The 21,397-nt window shown below is 33.3% G+C and carries 14 protein-coding genes; 11 read left to right on the top strand and 3 right to left on the bottom strand.

The annotated features are described in order from the left end of the window. Window positions 1–289 precede the first annotated feature (289 nt). Window positions 290–4,957, bottom strand: coding sequence for a DNA polymerase III subunit alpha (dnaE, locus tag C8D70_RS13060; RefSeq protein ID WP_110367595.1), 4,668 nt, complete (start codon window positions 4,955–4,957; stop codon window positions 290–292). Between the two features lie 265 nt (window positions 4,958–5,222). On the opposite strand from dnaE, the gene C8D70_RS13055 reads away from it, so the two are divergent. From C8D70_RS13055 to C8D70_RS13040, 4 genes are all read left to right on the top strand, one after another. Beyond that, complete coding sequence (locus C8D70_RS13055) at window positions 5,223–7,346, top strand: S8 family peptidase (RefSeq protein WP_110367594.1); 2,124 nt, start codon at window positions 5,223–5,225, stop codon at window positions 7,344–7,346. A gap of 75 nt (window positions 7,347–7,421) precedes the next feature. Further along, window positions 7,422–9,494: a thiamine pyrophosphate-dependent enzyme gene (locus C8D70_RS13050; protein WP_110367593.1), complete on the top strand. Its 2,073-nt coding sequence runs from the start codon at window positions 7,422–7,424 to the stop codon at window positions 9,492–9,494. A gap of 203 nt (window positions 9,495–9,697) precedes the next feature. Beyond that, window positions 9,698–10,729 (top strand): bestrophin family protein, encoded by a 1,032-nt coding sequence (locus tag C8D70_RS13045; RefSeq protein WP_110367592.1) that lies wholly within the window; start codon window positions 9,698–9,700, stop codon window positions 10,727–10,729. Between the two features lie 196 nt (window positions 10,730–10,925). After that, window positions 10,926–12,008 (top strand): serine hydrolase domain-containing protein, encoded by a 1,083-nt coding sequence (locus C8D70_RS13040; RefSeq protein ID WP_110367591.1) that lies wholly within the window; start codon window positions 10,926–10,928, stop codon window positions 12,006–12,008. A gap of 26 nt (window positions 12,009–12,034) precedes the next feature. Here C8D70_RS13040 and C8D70_RS13035 read toward each other — a convergent pair whose 3' ends face one another. Beyond that, window positions 12,035–12,493, bottom strand: a complete 459-nt coding sequence (locus C8D70_RS13035; protein ID WP_110367590.1) for an Lrp/AsnC family transcriptional regulator — start codon at window positions 12,491–12,493, stop codon at window positions 12,035–12,037. A 157-nt stretch (window positions 12,494–12,650) separates the two neighbouring features. On the opposite strand from C8D70_RS13035, the gene C8D70_RS13030 reads away from it, so the two are divergent. Then, window positions 12,651–13,880 (top strand): aminotransferase class I/II-fold pyridoxal phosphate-dependent enzyme, encoded by a 1,230-nt coding sequence (locus C8D70_RS13030; protein WP_110367589.1) that lies wholly within the window; start codon window positions 12,651–12,653, stop codon window positions 13,878–13,880. Between the two features lie 207 nt (window positions 13,881–14,087). Here C8D70_RS13030 and C8D70_RS13020 read toward each other — a convergent pair whose 3' ends face one another. Further along, the gene (locus C8D70_RS13020; protein ID WP_076595688.1) at window positions 14,088–14,846 is read right to left on the bottom strand and encodes a glycosyltransferase family 2 protein; all 759 of its coding nucleotides are present in this window, start codon (window positions 14,844–14,846) and stop codon (window positions 14,088–14,090) included. 538 nt (window positions 14,847–15,384) lie between these two features. On the opposite strand from C8D70_RS13020, the gene C8D70_RS13010 reads away from it, so the two are divergent. The 6 genes from C8D70_RS13010 to C8D70_RS12985 all read left to right on the top strand — a co-directional run bounded on the left by C8D70_RS13010 (window position 15,385) and on the right by C8D70_RS12985 (window position 21,373). Beyond that, entirely contained in the window at window positions 15,385–17,028 is a 1,644-nt protein-coding gene (locus C8D70_RS13010) for a vitamin K epoxide reductase family protein (protein ID WP_110367587.1), read from the top strand. A gap of 19 nt (window positions 17,029–17,047) precedes the next feature. After that, window positions 17,048–17,617 (top strand): 2OG-Fe(II) oxygenase, encoded by a 570-nt coding sequence (locus C8D70_RS13005; protein ID WP_076595690.1) that lies wholly within the window; start codon window positions 17,048–17,050, stop codon window positions 17,615–17,617. Between the two features lie 75 nt (window positions 17,618–17,692). Continuing rightward, the gene (locus tag C8D70_RS13000; RefSeq protein ID WP_076595691.1) at window positions 17,693–17,899 is read left to right on the top strand and encodes a hypothetical protein; all 207 of its coding nucleotides are present in this window, start codon (window positions 17,693–17,695) and stop codon (window positions 17,897–17,899) included. Window positions 17,900–18,045: 146 nt separating this feature from the next. Beyond that, on the top strand, window positions 18,046–19,212 hold the full coding sequence (locus C8D70_RS12995) for a TlpA disulfide reductase family protein (RefSeq protein ID WP_076595692.1): 1,167 nt from the start codon (window positions 18,046–18,048) through the stop codon (window positions 19,210–19,212). A gap of 17 nt (window positions 19,213–19,229) precedes the next feature. Beyond that, window positions 19,230–20,582 carry a hypothetical protein gene (locus C8D70_RS12990; RefSeq protein WP_076595693.1) on the top strand — a complete coding sequence of 451 codons (1,353 nt, stop codon included), beginning with the start codon at window positions 19,230–19,232 and terminating at the stop codon, window positions 20,580–20,582. Continuing rightward, window positions 20,582–21,373 carry a hypothetical protein gene (locus C8D70_RS12985; RefSeq protein WP_076595694.1) on the top strand — a complete coding sequence of 264 codons (792 nt, stop codon included), beginning with the start codon at window positions 20,582–20,584 and terminating at the stop codon, window positions 21,371–21,373. Before C8D70_RS12990 ends, C8D70_RS12985 begins: the two co-directional genes overlap by 1 nt. The last annotated feature ends 24 nt before the right edge of the window (window positions 21,374–21,397 follow it).

The following is a 21,397-nucleotide window of genomic DNA, read 5'->3' as shown; positions in this document are numbered from 1 at the left end:
AAACGAAATATTAAAAAACATCACAAAACATTAAATAAAAAATAATAAAACAGCTATTAAAATACAATAAAATCAAACGTTTATTTAATTTTAAGATTTATTTCATAATTCATTGAAAAATATTAATTAAATGATAATCAAATACTTAACTAATATACAATTAAAATAGACTTCAGATTTTTTTTCTATTTAACATAAAAAACTATTTAAAATTTTTCATGAATATTGACAATATATAAACAAAAAAAGAGTGACAGAAGCCACTCTTTATACATTATAATCTACTATTCTAGTTTAAATAAAACTCATATTTATTCAGAAGCTGAATTTCTTTAATCAGGTCTCCATTGAGATCCACCGAATGTTTCATAGACTGCACTTCAATATGAGAGTCATCTTCGAGGTTTTTGATAAAGAATTTCAGTTTTTGATTTCCTTTGTTTCTGTCGAGAACCGTTCTGAAAAAATCAAGATCTTCAGGCCTTACATCCATTACATCCATTACTAAAGATATACTTTTGGCAAATCGTTCAAATGCTTCCTGAAGTTCTATCACATCATTTACATTCACGAAGACTCTTCCATCTTTTACCTGCGCAAATTTTATTTTAAAAATAACAAATCTCTGAACTTCCAATTTCTCTTTCAATCTCATATAGTCCCTATCTCCAAGCCTGAATGAGTACGAACCGGAATAATCTTCCAGAGTAACAAAAGCTACTTTCTCACCACTTCTGAAACCATCCTGAACTCTATATTCGGTAATAAGACCGGCTACAGTATATTCTTTCCCGCCACCTCCATTTTCTCTTTCTTTCTGAAGGGTTTTCCAGTCTTTCTTTTTCTCTTCAAATAACTCTTCCTGTTTATTCGAAAAAGCCTGTTCCTTGTAAGCATCTACCTCATCAAGATTCAGGAATAAGAAGTTTCCTTTTGGCTCTGCTTTTTTAGTCACTTCTTCTATTACTTCTTCTTCACCCGCCATTACATCATCCGATACAATTTCTGTAAGATCTGCAGCTTCATCCTGGGCGTCCTGCTCCAAAACAGGTGCTTCATCTGTTACCACTTTATCTTCATCATTTTTCTCAAGAACCGATTTTTTGGAAAGCTGTCCCTGCATAAACTGGAACTGATACTTAAACTCATCCAGCGGATGTGCAGAAAGATAAAAACCAATAATCTCTTTTTCTTTATTAAGCTTATGCATATTCGGCCATTCGGGGCATGGTGCTAATTTTGGCTGTTCAATCTGAACTTCTTCTGCAAAATCAGCAAATAAAGAATACTCCATTTCGTTTTTGCTTTCCTGGAAGCTCTGTCCATATCTGATCAGTCTTTCAAGATTTGTCTTTCCAGCCATGTCAATATCAAAATACTGTCCTCTGTGAAAAGCATCCAATTCGTCAAAAGCACCGGCAAGCACTAAACTTTCTGCTACCCTTTTGTTCATCTGTGAAGGCAATATCCTTTCAAAGAAATCGTAAATATTCTTGAATCTTCCGTTTTCTCTTTCTCTTGTAATTGCTTCACTCGGCCCTTCGCCAATTCCTTTAATCGCTCCCAATCCGAAACGGATCTGTCCTTTTTCGTTTACAGAGAATTTGTATTGAGATTCATTCACATCCGGCCCTAAAACATCTACTCCCATACTTTTACAATCTTCCATAAACATGGTAATTGAATCTGTATTATTAATGTTGTTACTCATCACACTCGCCATATATTCTGCAGGATAATTGGCTTTTAAAAATGCCGTTTGATAAGCGATGAATGCATAACAAGTTGAGTGAGATTTGTTGAAGGCATATTCTGCAAAGGCCTTCCAGTCATTCCAGATTTTCTCTAATCTCTCTTCATTCAGGTTGTTCTTTCTACCTCCTTCAATGAATTTTGGGTACATTTTATTAAGAACGTCAATCTGCTTTTTACCCATTGCTTTCCTCAAAGTATCGGCTTCACCTTTCGTAAAGTTGGCCAATTTCTGGGACAAAAGCATTACCTGCTCCTGATAAACGGTAATCCCATATGTTTCTTTTAAATATTCTTCTGTTTCCGGTAAGTCGTAAACAATTTCTTCAATTCCATGTTTTCTGTTGATGAAGTTTGGAATGTATTTAATAGGACCAGGGCGGTACAATGCGTTCATAGCAATAAGATCGGCAAAAACTGTGGGTTTAAGCTCCCTCATGTATTTTTGCATCCCGGGACTTTCATACTGGAAAATTCCTACCGTTCTTCCTTCTTTAAACAATTGATACGTTTTGGCATCATCAAGCGGGATAAGATCAGGATCAATATCTATATTATATCTTGCTTTTACCAGCTTCAATGCATCTTTAATGATAGTCAATGTTCTCAACCCAAGGAAGTCCATTTTCAAAAGGCCGGCACTTTCCGCAACGGAGTTATCGAACTGAGACACCAGAATATCTGCATCTTTCGCCGCTATTGTCACCGGAACCAGATTACTCACATCTTCCGGTGTAATAATCACACCACAGGCGTGAATTCCGGTATTTCTGATACAGCCTTCCATCTTTTTGGCACTTGCCAACACTCCGTGTCGTGCATCATCAGGACTGTTAAGAACATATCTCATCTCATCAACAAGCATCTGTTCTTCCGGTTTTAATTTATCGTATTTCGCTAAAGCTTTTGCAATGTTCATTCCCGGACTCGGAGGAATCAGCTTAGCAATATTATTTGTGTCAGGAATGGGAACATCCAAAACTCTTCCGGCATCTTTAATAGCAGATTTACCACCCAACACCGAGTAAGTAATAATCTGTGCTACCTGAGTTTTCCCGTATTTTTCAACTACCCATTTGATAATTTTATCTCTTCCCTCATCATCAAAGTCAATATCAATATCAGGCATGGAAATCCTTTCCGGATTCAGGAATCTCTCAAAAAGGAGGTCATATTTAATTGGGTCCACATTGGTTATTCCGATGCAATACGCTACTGCTGATCCTGCGGCAGAACCCCTTCCCGGGCCAACCCAAACTCCCATATTCCGGGCTTCATTACAAAAGTCCTGTACAATAAGGAAGTATCCTGGATAACCGGTATTGGCGATAACCTCAAGCTCAAAGTCAAGACGTTCTTTAATTTCATCCGTTATTCCGGTTTCCACATATCTTTTCTTGGCTCCTTCATAGGTAAGATAGCTAAGATAAGCCATCTCCCCTCTCTTCCCTCCGTCTATCTCATCTTCTGCATGAATAAACTTTTCCGGAATATCAAACTTAGGAAGAAGTACATCTCTTTTTAAAGTATAGGGTTTAAATTTCGCCGTAAATTCTTCATAAGCATCAAACGCATCAGGATAAGCTAAAAAGGCTTCTTTTATTTCGTCGGAACTTTTGATATAATACTCGCCTGTTGCAAGACCTCTTCTTTTACCAAATCCTTTTCCAACGGGTGTTGTTAGTTTTTCCCCATCTTTAATACAGCTTACAATATCCTGGATATTAGAATCATCCTTATTGGTATAAAAAGTTTCGTTCTGAGCCAGGATTTTAACATCGTATTTATCCGCCAGATACAACAGAACTTCATTTAAATGCTCTTCTTCAGGCAGTTTATGATTCTGAATCTGTACATAAAAATCATCCTCAAAGGTATCTTTCCACCATTTGAAAAGCTCTTCCCCTTTCTGCTCACCGGTATTTAAGATCGCATCAGGAATATCTCCCATAATTCCGGAAGTTAAAGCAATAACCCCTTCTTTATATTGGGCTATCAATTCTCTGCTCACCCTTGGAACTCCAAAATAGAATCCTTTCAGGAATCCGATACTGGAAAGTTTTGCCAGATTTTTATACCCGTTAAAATCTTTTGCCAGCAGCACTACCTGAGTTCTCCTGTCCGGATCATCTTTGGTAAACTGCTTTTGCTCGTAACGCTCCGAAATATAAAATTCGCAACCTACAACTGGGATAAGTGGTTCGGAAGCAGGCTCAACTTCATTAAACTCTGTTCCGTTTTCTTCTGCTTCCTGTTTTTTTGCCAGGTATTCCTTATGCTTCTTTGCCCTGTCACCATTAGCGCTCTCCACCGCTGAAACGAATTTAAAAGCACCCATCATGTTTCCCAAGTCCACCATACCTACAGCAGGGAAGCTTTCCTCAGAAGCTTTTCTAATCAGATCATTGATGCTTGAAGTAGCGGTAAGTGTGGAGAAAACACTGTGATTATCAAAATTGAAATATTTACCTAAATCAATTTCATCAATACTTCCGAAATCCTGCTGCTTTTTCTTATTATGAAAATCTGCAACCTGCCTTCTGATAACAATATTGAAAGGCTTGATAGGATCCGGATAAAGACTTCTGAAATAAGCGAGCTGATCTTCGGAAATCTTTAATGTTTCAGCGGGTACTACTCCAATTCTCACCATTTCAAAGAAAGCTCTAGCAGTAGCATTTACATCGGCAGCGGCATTATGGGCTTCATCAAATTTGTTTCCAAAAAGTTTTTCATACAATTCTTCAAGTTTCGGGGGCTTGAATCTTCCTCCACGTCCTCCGCCAAGCTGGCAGAAATCGGTTCCCAAAATCATGGTATCTGCTTTGGGTTTTTCCTGAAGGTTATCCTTCATGTTTTTTCTGTAAAACTCTGCTCCTACAATATTATAGTCGAATTCTACATTATGTCCGGATACAACTCTTACCCTTTCAAGAACTTTAGAAAACTCTTCAAGAATCTCCTGCAGATCTCGTCCTTCTTCATTGGCAATCTTGGTTGTGATCCCATGAATACGTGCTGCGTTGAAGGGAATATCATATCCTTCAGGTTTTATTATATAATCCTGGTTTTCAATCAATTTCCCATCATCATCATGTACCTGCCATGCAATCTGAACCATTCTTGGCCAGTTATCCGAGTCTGAAAGCGGAGCGTTGAAATTTTTTGGTAAACCGGTTGTTTCTGTGTCAAAAATTAAATACATATAATGTTCTAACTTATATATAAAAAGAGAATGTAAAGTTACTTCATTTTTTCCAATTATTAGTTTATGATAAAACACAAAAACCTACAACATTCAGAATAGTTAAACAGTTATTTTTTGTAAAAAAAACAACCAACTCAAATAATGTTGAAATAAAATATTAAAAATTAATTAAAAAAATTAGAATTATTTACCAAAAATTATCAATAATTAAATATTCACCATATATTTGAAGGATTACAATTTTAATATTTCAACAACTAACATGAAGAAACATCTACTTCTCATCAGCACATTAGCAATAGCTTTAGTAAGTGCACAAAACAACGATGGTTTAAAGAGAGAATTTGAAAGACAAAACAAAGAGAATAATGAAAAGTTTGACTCTTATGTTTCAAAAAGATTTGGTAGTGATAGAAATCCTGAAACTCAAAAAAAAATTCAGGAAATGAGAGAAAATCTGGCAGGGTTTAGTGGAAATGTTCCAAACTTTTATCAGTCAGAAGATCAAACTCAAATTTTAAATAACAATGTTGATGCCTTAACAACTGCGGGAGGTGTCAATGGACTAGCCGGATCATTTAAAGGTGAAGGAATTGTATATGCAATTTTTGATGGAGGAAGGATTTATGAAGCTCATACCGCTTTTAATAACGCGGCAGGTAGAATTTCCAACAAAGAAGCAGCTACTAATGCTTACAGCGCCCATTCAACAGGTGTAGCAAGTATTATCGGTGCGAAATCTTCACCTTTATCAGGTACCAGTAACGGAGTGACAATCACAGGAAATGCAATGGGAATTGCATTAAATTCTACAATGGATTCTTACAGATTTGCAACAACAACATTACCTGGTAACTCAACTACAAGTACTGTATTTGATAAAATCTTGCTGGCCCAACCTAAAATATCCAATCACTCTTATGGTATAAATGCTGCCTGGGATTATAAAACTACGGCAAACGGATATCCTGCCAACGGATGGTATTGGGGAGGAAATTATATTTCCGGAACTAATTACGATCTAATGGGAACTTATTATACAAACGACAGATCATATGATGCTATTGTGTATAATAACCCAACGTATACTATCGTGAAATCTGCCGGAAATTATTTCGGATTCGGACCAGGATATTTAGGTAGTACTACAACAGCTTATTATTATAACGGATCAGGATATTCTACTTATGCAACAGGTACAGAACCACCTGCTAACTGTGCACAGGGCTATGACTGTATAGGTTACGGCTCATTGGCTAAAAACATTATTGTAGTTGGCGCAACTGATCCTATTACAACAAACAATAATAGATATACTGCAGCTACAGATGTTTTAAAGTCTGATTATAGCAGCGCAGGTCCTAGAGATGATGGTGGTATAAAACCAGATATTTCTGCTCCGGGCACCGATGTCTGGATGGCTTCTACAGCAGAAAATACAACAGGAAGTATAACTTGGCAAATTAATAGCGGAACCTCAATGGCAGCCCCTCAGGTAGCTGGGATTATTGGACTTTGGATGCAGATTTATAAATCGTTATTCAACAATGCTCAGCTTATTGCTTCTGCTTCAAAAACTTTAATGGTGCATTCTGCTCTTGAAGCTGGTCAAATAGGTCCAGATCCATGGTACGGCTGGGGATACATTAATGCCAAAAAAGGTGCTGAACTTCTTGTAGGAAAATCCAACAACACCATCATATTTAATGATGAAACATTAAATAATGGTAGTATTAATACTAAAACAGTTAAAGCATCAGGATCTGAACCCTTAAAAGTAACCATATCCTGGATTGATCCGGAATATACCAATATTACGAATCAATGGGATAATTTATACAACAACAGAGTCTCAAGATTAATTAATGATTTAGATGTAAAGATTATCAATACAGCAAACAATACAACATACCTTCCTTGGAAACTGAATGCAAACAATCCTATGTTGCCTGCAACAAAAGGGGATAACACAGTAGACAACGTAGAACAGGTAGTTATTGACAACCCAACACCAGGAGCTGTTTATAGAATTGAAATTTCCCATAAAGGAACATTAAAAAATAACGCTTCCCCAAGTGTTACTTCTCCCCAAAACTACTCTGTCATCGTAACAGGATTTAACGAAGTACTGGGAGCTAAAGAGACCGGATTTGCAATGAATGCTGTAACAGTAGCTCCAACTGTGGTAAAAGACTTTACCAATATATTGAAAGCTCCTAAAAAGTCGACTTTTAATGTTTATGATCTTTCAGGTAAAAAACTACAAACAGGTATTATTAACAATGATAAAGAAGCAGTAGATTTATCCGCCTACACAAAAGGAATTTACATCATTGAAATAAAAACAGACAAAGATGTTATTTCTAAAAAAGTGATCAAGGAATAACCTTTATAAACAAAGATTTTTCACAAAATACTAACAGTTGTTAGTATTTTGTTTTTTTATGTATATTTGCTTCCTATGGAAAATGCAATTCACGAAAAAGTTTCTCAGGATATATTACTCAAAGCGTATAATCATATGATGCTGGCCAAAGCCATGGCAGACATTTACGAAGAAAACCGAAACGTATGCAAATACGTTCACAGTACTTCCAGAGGTCACGAAGCTATACAGCTTGCAACAGCTTATCAGCTCAGGAAAGAAGACTGGGTTTCTCCTTATTACAGAGATGAAAGTATTCTTTTGGGAATCGGTTTTGAACCCTATCAGTTAATGCTTCAATTACTGGCTAAAGCAGATGATCCTTTTTCAGGAGGAAGATCTTATTACTCACACCCTTCAAGCAGGGATGAAAATAAACCCAAAATTGTTCATCAGAGTTCTGCTACAGGAATGCAGACCATTCCTACAACAGGAGTAGCACAGGGAATTAAATACATTCAGGATTTTAATCTTCAGGAATTTGAAAACAATCCTGTTGTGGTTTGCAGCCTTGGAGACAATTCCGTTACGGAAGGTGAAGTGAGTGAAGCTTTACAGTTTGCCGCTTTACACCAGCTTCCTATCATTTTCCTGGTTCAGGATAATGAATGGGGAATTTCTGTAACTAAAGACGAAGCAAGAACCTGTGACGCTTATGATTTTGTAGCAGGATTCACCGGATTAAGCAGAATGAGAGTAGACGGAACTGATTTTGTGGAAAGTTTCGAAGCCATGAAAAAAGCCGTGGACTTTGTAAGAACAGAAAGAAAACCTTTGGTTGTCTGTGCAAAAACGGTATTGATTGGTCATCACACTTCCGGAGTAAGAAGAGAATTCTATAGAGACGAAGAAGATTTAACAAAACATAGAGCTAAAGATCCGGGAGAAATCCTTAGAAAACATTTACTGGAAACAGGTACTGATGAGGATCTTTTAAAGCAAATCACTAAAAAAGCACGTCTTGAAGCAGAAGAAGCTTTCGAAAAAGCTAAAAATGCTGAAGATCCAAAGCCTGAAAGCGTAATGCAGCACGTTTTCGCTCCTACTCCAATTACAGAGGAAACAGGAACACGCGAGCCTGCCAACGGAGAAAAAATTGTCATGGTAGATGCTGCCATCCACGCTATACAGGAATTGATGTGGAAACATCCGGAAGCGCTTCTTTACGGACAGGATGTAGGAGAAAGAATTGGTGGAGTTTTTCGTGAAACGGTGACGTTAGGAAAAAAATTCGGAAGCAAAAGAGTATTCAATACAGCCATTCAGGAAGCTTATATCATTGGATCTACAGCAGGAATGAGTGCTGTTGGGCTTAAGCCAATTGTTGAGGTACAGTTTGCAGATTATATTTATCCGGGAATCAACCAGTTAATTACAGAAATCTCAAAATCCAGTTATTTAAGTGGTGGAAAATTCCCTGTAAGCAACATCATCCGTGTTCCTATCGGAGCCTATGGCGGCGGCGGTCCTTACCATAGCGGAAGTGTTGAAAGTATCTTAACCAATATCAAAGGAATCAAAATAGCATACCCAAGTAACGCTGCCGATTTTAAAGGATTATTAAAAGCAGCATATTATGATCCGAACCCTGTAGTAATGCTGGAACATAAAGGATTATACTGGAGTAAAGTTCCGGGAACTGAAGATGCTAAAACGATAGAACCTGCTGAAGATTATGTTCTTCCATTCGGAAAAGGTAAAGTGATCATTGAAGCTGATAAAGATGAAACTGAAAAAGGCAGAACTTTATTAGTGGTTACTTATGGTATGGGAGTTTACTGGGCTAAAGAAGCAGCCAAAAACTTCAATGGAAGAGTTGAAGTAATTGATTTAAGAACATTAATTCCTCTGGATGAAGAACTTGTTTTTGAAAGAGTGAAAGCGCACGGAAAATGTATCGTTCTTACTGAAGAACAGCTTAATAACTCTTTTGCAGAAGCATTTGCACATCGTATTTCTAAAAACTGCTTCAAATATCTTGATGCTCCGGTAGAAACAATGGGATCGCTGGATGTTCCTGCCGTTCCGATCAATCTGGTACTGGAAAAAGAAATGCTCCCAAATGCTGAAAAGCTCAGCAGTAAAATCGAAGAAATGCTTAAATATTAATTTTACATAAACTTAAAACCTCTACATATTAGAGGTTTTTTTATGCAATTTTTTCACTACTTTTATTTAAGATTATCAATCTAAATTTTAGTCTATTATAAACCAGCAAAACTCAATTATCCATTATCTGACAGATATACGAAATAGAATTAATCCCAGTTTGGTACTTATTTTGTCTATACACGCAAAACACATCTATCTTTATGATTACAACCAAATACGTCAATTACAAACAGGTTCTCAATTTATCAGGTTTTCATCTTATACTGATTTCTATCTGGTGTACTCTGATAGCTGTCTTATTCTATTTTTTCAATTGGCAGTGGATGACAATTCCATGGGTTCCTGTAGCTCTGATTGGTACAGCAGAAGCATTCCTTGTGGGTTTCAAAAACAACCAGGCCTATGACAGACTTTGGGAAGCCAGAAAAATCTGGGGAGGAATTGTTAATTCCAGCCGCTCATTTGCTTCTATGGTGTATGCTTTTGATACAAAAAATGAAGAAATTGGTGTTTTTGATCTTGAAGACCGTAAAAGAAGAATCGTTTATCGTCATATTGCATGGTTATATACTTTCCGTGAACAGCTTCTGATTCCCACAGAATGGGAACATATCAGTACAGAAAATAATAAATTCGGGAATATCAACCTGCGAAGAAACAGATTGATTAAAGCTGGTTTTCCTGATTATGGGAGAGCGCCAATTTTCCTGCACAAATATCTTTCAGAAGAAGAATATGAGCTAAAAAATGATTATAAAAACTTTGCTACATATCTGATTGCCCAGCAGGCCAAAGATATCAATGAACTGAAAAACATGAATGCCATTACAGAATTCAACCAGACTCAGCTTCAAAACGCTTTGAACGAATTCTATAATTTCCAGGGACAGGCAGAAAGAATCAAGAAATTCCCTTCTCCAAGACAGTTTGCCAGCACAGCCTTTGTTTTCAACATTCTGTTCATTATGCTTCTTCCGCTTGGATTGGTCAATGAATTTGCAAAACTTGGCGATTGGGGAATCTGGACCTCTATTCCGTTTTGCATCATCATCGGATGGATTTACATTATTATGGAGCTGGTAGGAGATTATTCTGAAAATCCTTTTGCAGGATTAATGTTTGATGTTCCGATGCTTTCAATCTGCAGAACGATTGAAATAGACCTCCTTCAGATGAGTGGAGAAACAGATCTGCCTGATCCTATTGCTTCCAAAAACGGAGTCTTAGTATAATTTCTGAGTTCATTCTATAAAAAAAGAATTTAAGAATTTCGATAAAAACCAGAAATATTAAGTAAAATATGTTTTAAAGTTCATTGTTTTTCATAATTTAGAAGCATTGAAAGCATAAGCTATATTGATTCATCCGAATTGATTTAGCTTTTACTTTTTTCATCAACTAATAATTTTATCCTTCCTTTTGTAAACAATGAGATCCAAGCAATTCCTGCAGGCTATGACAATGCTATGTCTTATCCTGTTCTGCTCTAAACTGAAGTCACAGGCTGCCTTCAACAAAGAATTACCTAAAGACTTTACAGACCAATTCACCCAAGAAATTAACGACAGTATTCCTTCCATAGGCTCTTTCATTGTTTCACAAAACAATAAGGTAATTTATGAGCAGTATTTCCATGGAGCCAACAAAGAAACGATCTTCAGTATAAAATCTGTAACCAAAAGTATCGTCTCTGTTCTGGCAGGCATTGCACAGGATAAAAACATCCTTCCCAACCTCAATACTCCGGTTTTAAAAATTCTTCCGGAATATAATGTCTCAAGAAGCAGTTTCAAAAACATTTCCAATATTGAAGGAAAGGCAGCTCATGACTCTATCAGAAATACATTAACGCTAAAAAATCTTCTGACCATGCAGGGTGGTTTTGACTGGATTGAAAATTCAAAAATTTCAACAGCCATGTCTTTTTCCGGTGATCCTGTCAAATTTGTCCTGGATCTTCCTTTTGAAGAATATCCGGGAACTGTATTCAACTATAACAGTGGTGAAACCCACCTTTTCGGAGCTTCTTTGGCAAAGATTGTAAAGAAAAGCCTGAAAAAATTTGCGGCTGACAATCTTTTTAAACCACTAAAGATAAATACCCCAAGATGGGACACGGATTCTATGAACAGGAATATTGGCGGTTCGGAAATGTTTATGAAACCTGAAGACATGCTGAAATTTGGTTTGATGATTCTCAATAACGGAAAATTGGGCGGCAAACAGATCGTCTCTTCAAAATGGATTCAGGAATCTACTTCAGAACATGTAAAACTGGATTCCTGGGATGTAATGCCGGATGCCAACGGATACGGCTATTACTGGTGGCGAAGAAAAACAAACGGACATCAGGCTTTCGTAGCCACCGGATATGGCGGACAACTTATCTGCATCATTCCTGACCTAAAAATGGTCATCGTAACAACCTGTTTTTTGAATGATAAAAATAAAGGCAGAACTGAGATTAAAAGACTTCATTATTTTATCGACAAAATGACCAAAAGAAATTGATAACTGATTGGAAATTGATCAATAATCTATAGTACAATCGCTGTCGTATTTTTCACTTCAGAAATCATAAAAGAGCTGTGTGTACTTGCAATGTGCTGAAGCGTCGTAAGTTTCGTCAGCATAAAGCTGCGGTAATCTTCGATATCTTTCACCCCTATTTTAAGGATATAATCATAATCTCCGCTTACATGAAAACACTCTGTCACTTCCTGAAGATCCATCACTTCTTTTTCAAACTGAAGAACAAATTCTTTCTTATGCTGGCTTAGTTTCACATGACACAAAACGATAAAATTTTTCTTAACTTTACTCTTATCCAGTAAAGCCACATATTTTGAAATAACTCCTGAATTTTCAAGCTTCTTTACACGCTCATAAATTGCTGTAACAGATAAAGCAAGCTTGCCGGACAGTTCTTTGGTGGTTTGTTTACAGTCTTCCTGTAAAAAAGACAAAAGTTTCTTATCAGTTTCGTCAAGTTCCATAGATATTTTTTTGGTAAAAGTTTAACAATATCGAAGATACTAAATATTTTTTCTAAATAAACAAAATTTTACAGTTTTATATTCTATAAATTCAAATTTATATTGTAATTATTAGGAAATTAACGCAAATTGGAGCGATAAAATAAAAACAATTTTTATGGAAAACTTTAACGCAGCCAACGAGATCCAGGATCTTCAGTATTTTGGTGAATTCGGAGGAGTGAATCCTTCTATCTCAGATAGCTCTACCTATACGTTCCTTTCTGCAAAGACCATGTTTGATACTTTCGAAGGAAATGCAGAAGGATGCTATCTGTATTCCAGACATTCATCACCAATGAATCTTTATCTGGCGCAGGCTCTTGCCAAGATGGAAAACACAGAATCCGCCAACGTTACAGCATCCGGAATGGGAGCGATCACTTCTGTTTTGATGCAGGTGTGCAAAAGTGGAGACCATATTATTTCAAGCCGCACCATTTACGGAGGAACTTATGCTTTTCTTAAAAATTTCTTCCCTCAATTCAATGTAGCTACCACTTTTGTTGACATCAACAATTTTGAGTCGATAGAAAAAGCAATCACGCCCACTACTAAAGTTATATACTGCGAAAGTGTGAGCAACCCGCTTCTTGAAGTGGCAGATCTTAGAAAGCTTTCCGAAATCTGTAAAAAACACAACCTGAAACTGATTGTAGACAATACCTTCTCGCCTCTTTCTATCTCTCCGACATTATTCGGGGCTGATGTGGTGATTCACAGTTTGACAAAGTTCATCAACGGAAGCAGTGATACGGTAGGAGGAGTATATTGTGCAGCTCAGTCATTTATTGATGACACCAAAAATGTAAATTCCGGTGCGTGTATGCTTCTTGGCCCAACCATGGACAGTTTACGGTCTTCAAGTATCTTGAAAAACCTGAGAACCTTGCATATCAGAATCAAACAACATAGTCACAATGCCATGTATCTGGCTGAAAGATTCGAAAAAGACGGACTAAAGATCTCTTATCCGGGTTTATCTTCCCATAAAAACCATGAATTAATGAAAAGCATGATTCATGAAGAATACGGATATGGAGGACTACTGACTCTGGATGCCGGAACAACAGAAAAAGCAAACGAACTGATGGAACTGATGCAGGCCGAAAACCTGGGCTATCTTGCCGTAAGCTTAGGGTTTTATAAAACCCTATTCTCATGCTCTGGAAAATCTACCTCATCTGAGATCCCCGAAGAAGAAAGAGCTTCCATAGGCATTTCTGACGGACTGATCAGATTCTCCATTGGTCTTGACCATGATATCAAAAGAACTTACCAAAAAATGAAGGAGTGTATGCTGAAAGTAGGAGTTCTTAACCACCATGAAAACATTTCTACCATTTAAATTTATTATTATAAAGACCGTTCTTAATTCAACGGTCTTTATTTTTTGTGATATGGCATATCAACACATAAAAAAAGATAATTCAGCAAGTGCTTTATTAGGAAAAATACTTCCTCAAAATGCTAAAACTTCAACACAGGAAAATAAAAGAAGTATTATAAAACCAATTAAAGGCTTTTTATTACCACTTTCGTAAAAAATCACTTTTCATGCCTTAATAGGACACCTTGAACGAATATGTTCTTCTGATTCTATCTGCAGCTTCCTTCCTTCTGATGTTGCATGATCATTTTGTGAATGAAGCCGATAACAATATAGCACATTGGATATACAAATACATTTTTCAAATCCAGCAATTTCCATTAATGGAAACATGATAGCCATATCATAAGTAGAAGGGTAAAAATTGGTGTCATCTATTTTAAGAATACTCACAGCAGGATCTATACCTAAAAGTCTTTTAAACAGACTATATTTGAATGTCTTAAGATGTGTTGCTTTCCATGGAGCTAATCTTAGTTTTTTGAATTCATCTTTTGTGTATGGTGATATATTACTGGTATTACCATATGAATCGATAAACTGTCCATAAGTAAGATAGGCTGAAGAGTTATTATATGTGAAGTTGATGATTGATAACGAATGTTCTCCAAACAATTGATCATCACCATCTACAATTGCAACAATATCATTCTCATTAATAGATATTTTAGTTAATCCCTGATATATATTAGCTAGTGCACCAATTCTATTATTATTTCTTGAATAGTGAAAATTAGATGTAGTTTCTACAAGTTTCTTTATTTGTTCATCCAACATATCATCAGAAGCATCATCCAATAAATAAACTTCGTAAGGAGAATATTGCTGTATAATTATAGAGTTAATGCACTCAACAATATATTTATTTGCATTTCTAAAAGGAATTAATATAACAATTTTGTGTTGAATATACAAATCTTTCATATATCGGAATGTGAACTTGTTCAAGTAAAAAGAAAGAATGAATATCAACTGAAAAAGTTGTATAATTCTTTCAAAAAAAGTTTGTTAAGCAAAGATATAATAAAAAAAGAACTTTGTTCTTATCTATCGTTTGGAGCAAATAAAAAAGGATACAAAAGTATCAATAGAACATAAATTTTAACAAAATGAATGATAATATATCAGAAAGAGAAGTTTTTTTTGATATAGAATTCCACAAAAGAAGTTTGTCATTAAACGAATGGATGCGTGGCTAGCCTGTTTCAATGCCTTATTAGTCTGATATAAAACAAAGGTAAAACACTTGAGAGATTTACACATGCGCTTTTTAGCATTATTCTTGGGAATCTTTAATCAAATTTAGTATATACAATATTATCAAGTATTAAAATAAAATCAATTAAAAATAACCTACAAAAATCAAAAATAAATCACAATTAGTAGAAAATAACAAATATTTAAAAACAAAACTTGTAATTAGTTTTTATTAAAAATAATTTTGGATCAATATAAAATTCAAATGAGATTTCTTAGAAAACTTACACAACATGAAGATAATCTGTTTACAATATGTAAGCTTCTATTTAATATATTAGAAATAAAAGTTACAAATACTTCTTTAAAGGACAAAATAAATAACCATACATACTTTCCCAGTCTGCTTACCATTACCGATACATTAAATACTTTTGGTGTAAGTTCTGCAGCAATAAAAATGGGAAATAATCATTTAGAAGATTTTCAAACTCCGTTTCTAATTCCAATCCAAAAAAAGGGATGGGATCAAGAATATATTACTATAATAAATAAAATATCATGTAATTTAGTTATATATTATGATCCTGTTAATTTAAAATGGAAAGAAGAAAAAAAAGAAATATTTGAAAAATGGACTAGCAATAAGATTATTTTATTTGAAAAAAAAGATTTTAGTGGTGAAAAAGATTTTAATCAAAAAAAGCAATATGAAAATAATAAAAGGGCTATAAAAGCTTTACCTTTAATTGCTTTTTTATTTTTAGCCATAACCAACATTATTATTTTAAATTATACTGATTTAATATCAGTCTATGGTTATTTTTTTCTTAGCCTCTCTATTGTTGGTTTTGCTATTTCTTTTTTAATTATTTCATATGAAATTGACAGTCAAAATCCTTTTTTAAGGAAAGTCTGTTCAGGCATCCAAAGTGTTAATTGTGGTGCTGTATTAAAATCTCAAGGAGCAACTTTTTATGGCTTGGAATGGTCTGTACTTGGCTTGTGCTATTTCGCATCCGGGCTCTTTACATTGCTTTTATTTGGGTTGTCTAACTTTTCAGTAATAAATATTTTAAGTTTCTTTTCGATTCTTGCCTCATTTTACATATTCTATTCCTTATACTATCAATTTAAAATTATCAAACAATGGTGTTTGCTCTGCTTAGTTATACAAATTATACTTTTCATGCAAGTAACTCTTGCGTTCCAATTTTACTACACTCATCTAGAATTACTAAAAAACACTGATTTTCAAATAATTATAAAAATTTTACTAATCTATAGTGTTTTATCATTAATTTCAATCACTTTTTTCCCGATAATTAAAAATTACAAATTAACTGATAAATATAGATTACGCTGGAAGCGCTTAAAAGCAAATACTAATGTTTTTTATAGCATTCTATCACAACAAAAAAAAATACAATATTTTGGAGATATAGGTATCGTTTTGGGAAATCCTAACGCAAAAAATGAAATAATAAAAGTGTGTAATCCATACTGTTCACCATGTGCTAACGCACATCCTATTCTAGAAAATATTCTTAATCAAAATAATGATGTAAAACTTCGAATTATTTTTACAGCTAGTGATTATGAACATGACATTAAAGCTAAACCAGTAAAACATTTTATGGCATTAGCAGAAAAAAAAATAACAGACATGCATAATGTATTAAATGACTGGTATGTTTCAAAAGAAATCAATAAAGATTATAACATATTTTCACAAAAATATCCTCTAACAAACAAAGAAATTAACGAACAAGGGCACAAGCTATCAGCAATGAGTGAATGGTGTGACAAAGTAGATATTAAGGCAACTCCAACAATATACATAAATGGATACGAATTGAATGAAGATGTTTATTCAATAAATGATTTAGAAGACATTTTTGCCAATTAATTTTGCAACAACGTTTATTATGAAATTAGATTTAGTAAACCAGGAATTTGATGTATGGGAAATAAAAAGTTTCTTAGATATTGATGAATGTAATTATCTGATTAATTTTTCTGAAAAAGTAAATTTTCCAATTTCAAGAGTTGATTCTCAAGAAGTGCTAAATAAAATAAATCCTGAAAAAAATAATTTTGTTGACAGAGAATTAAAAAGACTTGTTATTGACAATAATGATATAGCAGTAATTATTTGGGAAAGATTACCTAAAGAAATAAGTTTGTTAAAATCCGGTAATTTTACACCTTCTTCTGTAAATAGTGAAATTAGAATATATAAATATTTAGAAGACGATGAATTTAAGGAACACTTTGATTCTAGATGTACAATTTCAAACAGTGAAATGAGCTTTTACTCTATTCTCATTTATCTGAATGATGAGTTTAAGGGGGGGGAAACATCATTTAAAACCTTTCAAGTCCTTCCTGAAGTTGGTAAACTTGTAATGTTTCCGCATAAACTGCTCCATGCTGGACAAAAAGTAATAAATGGCACTAAATATATTCTAAGAACAGATCTTATATTAAAAGAATAGCTAGAAATAAATACAATTAATATAGCCTAAGGTGATCTGGCTACAAAGATCATCAACATTAAAAACAATTTCATTATGAAAAAAATTAGTTTAAAAGATTTAGATCTTAACGTAAATGAATTTTTAAGCAAAGAGCAATTAAAAAACATTCTAGGAGGAATTGATTATTCCAGCGGTGGTAGCTGTTTAAAAAAAGGAGCAAGTTGCAACCATAATGCAACCAGTAAAAAATGCTGTTCAGGATTGGTTTGTGAAAGCTCTGAGTATTCAGTATGCGTATAAAATACTGAAATTAAGAGGCTGTCCAAAAGGTCAGCCTCTTAATATTTGTAATATTCCTTCTTCAAGAAAATGCATTCCATATTAGAAATTTTCAACAATAACAATGTTTTTTTAAAAAAAATATTCATTAAAAATAATTATAATTTATGAAATATCATATATTATTAATCCTATTATTAAATAATTTTTATTCTTCACAAACGAATAAAAATACATTTACTATTAGCGGAAAAATTAATGGTCAGGATAATCAGTATATTTATTTAAGCTATCTGAGGTTAGGAAAAGAGAAAAGAGAAAGAAAATGGGATAGTACAAAAATAAAAGATGGAAAATTTCGATTTACAGGAAAAATAACAGAAAGCAAGCATGGTTTTATAACTGTATTAAAAAAAGAAAGGACTCGTAATCTAAACAATAAAAGCATTACGCAAAGATTGTTTATAGATCCCGGCTCTGAAATAAAAATAACGATCAATAGCACAAATTTTCAAACTGCCAAAATAACAGGTGGAATTTCACAAGAAGAATATGATTCATTTAATAAAGAATATGCAAATTCTAAAGAATTTTACAGAGATTTAATCAAATTACAAAATATAGCTGATTCTTTAAATGCAGCCTATTACAAAATCAACGGTAAAACCGATGAACTGCTGGAAGTCAGACTCGACTCTATCAACTCAGAGCTTGAAAAAAAAGATCAATACTTTACCATTTTAAAGAAACATCTTTCTCGTCATCCGAATTCATATCCACTCTTATATTTACTTTCAGAGAACTATTCGGAATTTGAATATTCTGAACTCAGTTCGTACTATAAAACGCTTAGTACATCATCTAAAAAAAATGAATATGGAATACAACTTAAAAACTATATTGAAAAATTAAAATTGAATTTCCCCGGAAAGGAAGCTATAGATTTTCAAGCAACGGGTTATAATAACGAAAATGTCTCGTTAATGAATTATAAGGGGAAATATATTCTGCTGGATTTCTGGGCAAGCTGGTGCATCCCCTGTAGAAAAGGTAATCCTAAACTTATTGAAATATATAATAAGTACAAAGACAAGGGCTTTATCATTATTGGCATAGCAGATGATGAGGGAAAAAAAGCAGCCTGGAAAAAAGCAATCATCAAAGATAAGATTGGAATATGGCCGCAAATAATTGATGACAAAAATATTGGTGAAAAATACTTAATCCAATCCCTTCCTACTAAAATACTGATCAACAAAGATTTAAAAATTACACACAGATTTGATTATGATGATAACCTTGAATCTATAATTGATGAATTATTGAACAAATAAACATTCTTTTTATCACAATGCCTATTTTTATATCTGCCCAACCTGATGATCGCTATTTCATTTGGCAGCTTGAAATACAAATAAGAAATTTTCATTCTTTAGGAATAAGTAAAGATCAGATCCATATCATCGTTGGATATCATAATATAATTGGATTAAAAAAAGAATTTATTGAATTTATTGAAAACAATAAAGATTATGCCTCATTCTTTACATATCCTGACACTCGTAAATGCCCTCAATATATTTCTTCCATAAGACCTCATCTCTTGACTAAACATTGGCAAAAATATCCATGGTTAAAAAATAAAGAAATATTCTATCATGATTCGGATATTATTCTAAGTAGAATTCCAAGTATCATGCAACTTAGCGATAACATTAATTATGTTTCAGATACTCGTTCTTATTTAGACAGTTCATATATAATTGACAACTCCAACAAAAGTATTTTAAAAAAGATGGCAGCAATAGTGGGTATAGACTTCCGATTAATCTCTGATAATGATACGGATGCCGGAGGAGCACAGTATCTTTTAAAAAATATTAATTTAAAATTTTGGAAAAAAGTTTATACTGACGCTGAAAGTTTGTTCTTATTATTGGATAATTTTATTATTCATGAAAAACAAAAAAAATTATTTGATCCCAACCATAAAACAAAGGATATTAAACCGTGGTATGCAGATATGTGGGCTATTCTATGGAATTTATGGTATTTTAATATGGTTGTAAAAATTCATCCGGAAATAGATTTTTCTTTTCCTACAGATGATATAAAGTACTGGAAAAAAAATTCTATTATCCATTATTCTGGAGATCATACTGATAGGAAAGACTTCTTTTATAAGAGGGATTATACTTATTATCCTCCATGGTATGACGAAAATCTTGAAAGTATTCAGGAAGCAAACTGCAGTTATCCTATTGTAGAATTAATAAAGCAAAGAAAAAAAGAATTGGATACTTTTCGTATTGATTTAAAGAAATTCAATTTATTAATACGAAGTACAAATAACAAGATAGTAATAAATTATATTAAAAAGTACTTTAATATCAACGTTGTTTATACAGAACCATCATTTCAAATGGAAAAAGCACTTGACTTTGCTTCTGATTTAATAATTCCTGATTATTTATTACTAAAGATATATACCGCTATTGAGCTGGAAAATTATACCACAATTTGTTTTAAAAAAGTGTATAAGGTTGATGCTTTATTTACAGAAATATTTAGTAAAATGTTAGATTTTAAGCTTTTTGGTCTAAATAAAGGGAAATTCAATTTACATCATCCCATACAGATCTCCATTTTAAATATTACTACTGAAAAAGTACTTGAAATAGATGAAGAAGTATTTATACTATAATGGATTTAGCTTTTATTAATGATTCGTATTGCAATATTCTTAAGCTTTTTTTCTCTGAAAAAGAAGCAAATCAATTATGTGCCCAGAAATTATTAAATGAAGCAACAGATGAGTTATCAAATTCTATAAATCAAAATTTTAATAACATTATTAGCTATGGGTGGACTTTATCTTTCCTTAATGTTAGTAAATATATAAATATTAATACTGATCTCTATTTAGAAGATTTTGACGATCATGTTTATAAAGTAACTATGCAAGAACTTTCAGTTAAGGATTTTAATATTGACATTCTTCTAGATTTAACCAACTATTTAATAATCAGATTAAGAGACAAAAATCCAAATGAAGAATTTTACCGAAAATTCATACATGCAGAATGCATCAAACTAATTATAAATAAACTTGATTGTTATCTTGATTTATGTATATCAAATAAAAAATTAACAAAAGAGCAAATACATAATTGTAGCAGGATATTATTGAAATACAGTTATTGCCTTAATTTTATAGATATTAGAAAGACATCAGATTCATTAATTAACCATATAATTTTTTTCATCAATTACTTTAATAATAACTCAGATACGATTAACCTGTATCATGATGAAATTTCATTTATTATTTTGGCAACCATAAATAGGAAACACAAAATTCTGCTCAAAAGTCTATATGAACTCTACAAACTTTATTTTTCTCAAGAAAAAAATATTCCTTTTAAAAAGAAAAATAAATCTTGCGTTAATAATCATGACCTTATTTTCCTTTTAACTAACAGATCCACAAAATAATACTATTACTCAAGCTTATTCATT

The sequence above is a fragment of the Chryseobacterium sp. CBTAP 102 genome (assembly GCF_003201365.1).
Taxonomy (GTDB): Bacteria; Bacteroidota; Bacteroidia; order Flavobacteriales; family Weeksellaceae; genus Chryseobacterium; species Chryseobacterium candidae.
The sequence above is the reverse complement of the archived record's forward strand: the minus strand, read 5'-3'. Positions and strand labels throughout refer to the sequence as shown.